This is a genomic window from Pararobbsia alpina (genome assembly GCF_902859895.1).
GTDB lineage: Bacteria > Pseudomonadota > Gammaproteobacteria > Burkholderiales > Burkholderiaceae > Pararobbsia > Pararobbsia alpina.
Map to the genome: position 1 here is coordinate 1 of NZ_CADIKM010000157.1, position 1,360 is coordinate 1,360.

Here is a 1,360-nt window from a genome sequence, read left to right on the forward strand (position 1 = left end):
CACCCGGCGCGAACCGGTCGGCATCGGCCCCTTCGGCCTATTGGCGTTTGGTGCCTCGATTGAGAGGCATCCGCATCGATGCTGTCGGCTATCCGACTGAACAGTCGTGGTTATCAAGGAAGCTCCCAATGTTCACCGCTATACCGATATTTTTCGCGACCATCACCTTTGTCATTTGGCAGCCGAAGGGCCTGGGCATCGGTTGGAGCGCGGCCGCCGGGGCAGTTGTTGCGCTCTTGGCCGGCGTTATTCATATCTCTGATATTCCGGTCGTCTGGCACATTGTCTGGAACGCGACGCTGACATTTGTCGCCGTGATTATCATCAGCTTGCTGCTTGATGAGGCGGGGTTCTTTGAGTGGGCTGCCTTGCACGTTGCTCGGTGGGGGAATGGCAGCGGCCGCAAGCTGTTCGCGTTTCTAGTCTTGCTTGGCGCAGCTGTTGCGGCATTGTTCGCAAATGACGGCGCGGCACTTATCCTGACGCCCATTGTCATGGCCATGCTGCTCGCACTTGGATTCAGTCCGGCCGCGACCCTCGCGTTCGTCATGGCCGCGGGGTTCATCGCAGATACAGCAAGTCTGCCGCTAGTCGTTTCGAACCTGGTCAACATCGTCTCAGCAGACTTTTTTAAAGTCGGGTTCGGCGAGTACGCAAGCGTCATGGTGCCGGTCGACATCGTCGCCGTTGCGGTGACACTCGCGATGCTTTTGTTCTATTTTCGCCGCGACATTCCGGCCGCGTACAACGTCGCTGAGCTCAAGCAACCTCGAGAAGCGATTCGAGACGCCTCGACCTTCAGGGCAGGTTGGTGGGTTTTGGGGTTGCTGTTGGTTGGCTTTTTTGGTCTTGAGCACGTAGGTGTGCCTATCAGCGTTGTCGCCGCTGTCGGTGCGGCCGTCTTACTGGGCGTCGCAGGGAGGGGCCACATTATTTCCACCAGAAAGGTACTGAAGGAAGCCCCGTGGCAAGTTGTCATCTTCTCCCTGGGTATGTACCTCGTCGTGTACGGCTTGCGAAATCAGGGGCTCACGAGCTACGTTGCACAGGTTCTTAACTATCTGGCAGCGCATGGCGTGTGGGCAGCAGCGCTCGGAACAGGACTTCTCACGGCATTTCTATCGTCGGTCATGAATAACATGCCGACGGTACTGGTGGGTGCGTTGTCTATCGATGCAAGCCATGCCACCGGAATCGTCAAGGAAGCCATGGTGTTCGCCAACGTGATTGGCAGCGACCTCGGCCCGAAGATAACGCCAATCGGGTCCCTTGCGACGCTGCTGTGGCTGCATGTGCTGGCTCGCAAGAACGTAACAATCACATGGGGCTATTACTTCAAGACAGGTATCGTCTTGACGCT

Annotated in this window: 1 protein-coding gene; it reads left to right on the forward strand. The window is 57.3% G+C overall.

Going from position 1 to position 1,360, the window contains the following annotated elements:
• Window positions 1-128 precede the first annotated feature (128 nt).
• Window positions 129-1,360: arsenic transporter (locus tag HV670_RS30010; RefSeq protein ID WP_175108543.1), on the forward strand; the 1,232-nt coding region annotated here is incomplete at its 3' end.